This is a genomic window from Vibrio sp. 10N.261.55.F4 (assembly GCF_041470465.1).
In the GTDB taxonomy this organism is placed as follows: domain Bacteria; phylum Pseudomonadota; class Gammaproteobacteria; order Enterobacterales; family Vibrionaceae; genus Vibrio; species Vibrio crassostreae_C.
In genome coordinates this window covers 1-204 of record NZ_JBFRMM010000070.1, presented here as the reverse complement: position 1 = coordinate 204, position 204 = coordinate 1, and the positions used below count along the sequence as shown (strand labels likewise).

General features: G+C 45.1%; 1 tRNA gene. It reads left to right on the top strand.

From position 1 onward, the window contains the following. Positions 1–100 precede the first annotated feature (100 nt). A tRNA-Tyr gene (locus AB4249_RS21870) sits at positions 101–185 on the top strand. Positions 186–204 lie beyond the last annotated feature (19 nt).

Sequence of the window (204 nt, the reverse complement as noted above, 5' to 3'; positions counted from 1 at the left end):
TTCTTCTTACCTCTTTTAAGAGTTAAGAGAACAACCTGATTGATGGGCTTATGGGAAAACATCAATTTAGGCTTACTTTGTGAAAAGTAAGACACACCCTGGAGGGGTTCCCGAGTGGCCAAAGGGAGCAGACTGTAAATCTGCCGGCACTGCCTTCGATGGTTCGAATCCGTCTCCCTCCACCATATTCTTCTTACCTCTTTT